General features: G+C 38.2%; 3 protein-coding genes. 2 read left to right on the plus strand and 1 reads right to left on the minus strand.

Annotated elements, in window-relative coordinates:
* Positions 1–86: 86 nt before the first annotated feature.
* Positions 87–350 carry a hypothetical protein gene (locus Q0590_RS37205; protein WP_302042761.1) on the plus strand — a complete coding sequence of 88 codons (264 nt, stop codon included), beginning with the start codon at positions 87–89 and terminating at the stop codon, positions 348–350.
* A 118-nt stretch (positions 351–468) separates the two neighbouring features.
* On the plus strand, positions 469–1,104 hold the full coding sequence (locus Q0590_RS37210; RefSeq protein ID WP_302042762.1) for a hypothetical protein: 636 nt from the start codon (positions 469–471) through the stop codon (positions 1,102–1,104).
* 78 nt (positions 1,105–1,182) lie between these two features.
* Here the strand turns inward: Q0590_RS37210 and Q0590_RS37215 are convergent, their stop codons facing one another.
* Positions 1,183–1,449 carry a hypothetical protein gene (locus Q0590_RS37215; RefSeq protein WP_302042763.1) on the minus strand — a complete coding sequence of 89 codons (267 nt, stop codon included), beginning with the start codon at positions 1,447–1,449 and terminating at the stop codon, positions 1,183–1,185.
* Positions 1,450–1,559 lie beyond the last annotated feature (110 nt).

Raw genomic sequence — 1,559 nt, forward strand, 5'->3', positions numbered from 1 at the left:
CTTGCGCGCAGAGCTTATTCATGTATCACCGGCTGCGAGTAGCGGCTGGTCTATTGGGCGTTATTGGATTGAAATAGACTAGCTAAATGGATAAACAATTTCCGGCATACTATTGCCAAGAAGCATTTATTGATGTAGTTCTACCAGCAGATGAAATCAAAATCGATGAATCAAATCAATGGCTTATAATTGGTTATCCCGGAGTAGACGGTATTGAATTTAGAGTTTACAAACATAAAAGGGATGCAGCAGTTTATGCCTACTACCCAATTGATGATGAACATATTTGGATTGCTAACTCGGCTGAAGATTTGATAAGTAAATGGAAAGAAGGGAAAATAGTATTGTAGACAAACAAATAACAAACGCCCAACATCGGCTTTAGACGGCCAGCAACCCGCCGAACGCACAAATCTGACGCAAAAGGGCGTGCCGTCGTAAAGCTGTGTTCATTGGTGGTAATTAAAAATGGCAAACATAAAAGAATCTATTAGGACATTTAAGGATAAATTCTTGCAACAAGGAATTGAGTTGAAAGAGGCTTTCAACAGCCTTGCAGGAGATGCTATTGTACAAGTTTTTTATTCACAAAATAGAGAGAACGAATCACCTTTATGTATTGAGAAAGGGAATTGCCATCATGTTCCAATTTTAGGGATAAAATTTCGCATGCAAAGTGGAAGAAAAATATTGCTATATGATTCTAATTCTTTCTCTGACTATGGTGGGACTTGCGGAATCGATATCAAAGAATTAGAAGTAATCACTTTAATTGAAGGTCAAGAAGAAATGTCGGCAGACTATCAATGGAGGGATCTGGTAAATGTTAAAATAAAATATATTAAGCTAATATGGCTAGATGATGACGGTTGGGAAGTACCAGGAGAAGTCAATAAATCTATGGGCATATTTCCTCATGGAATAGAAATGAAATTTGAAAATGGACGGACAATTTTTATCCTTGTTGCAGAACCTGACGGATATGATGAAGCAGAAGAGAGGTATAATTATTTGAGAGGTGGAGAAGAGCTTATCATTGCTTTTAATGAAATAGCAGCTAAGAAACAAAAGTTAATAATTGAAGGAATTGATTTAGAGTTATAAATAAGAACAACCACCAATCGAGTAGCGAAAGGTAGGGAAAATCCCTACCTTTCGCTACTCGATTGGTGGTTGTTATTTTTACTTTTCTCTTTTATGTCCACATGCCGCACAAAAAGAAGCTTTTGGGGTTCGATATGGCTTTCCACAGTTTTCACACGCAGGACCATATTGAGCAATGCGGTGGTGCATGATTGCATTTGGTTCAGTTTCCTCCATTCCTGTTACTTCTTTGTAATAGTCAAGTAAAGGTTTATAGCGAGCTTCGCGCGTTAATCCGGACGTTGGATTTCGAATACCTTCCCCATATAATCGATAGGCGATTTGGTACTCTTCTTCATCCAACATAGGAATTTCCATTTGACATCGCCAACAATATAGTATTTTCATCTTTTCAATAACCTACAGTTAGACTCAGCTCAAGAGTCACCTCTTGAGCTGGTCCTCCAAAACCGGAC

The organism is Rhodocytophaga aerolata (genome assembly GCF_030503435.1).
Classification (GTDB): Bacteria; Bacteroidota; Bacteroidia; order Cytophagales; family 172606-1; genus Rhodocytophaga; species Rhodocytophaga aerolata.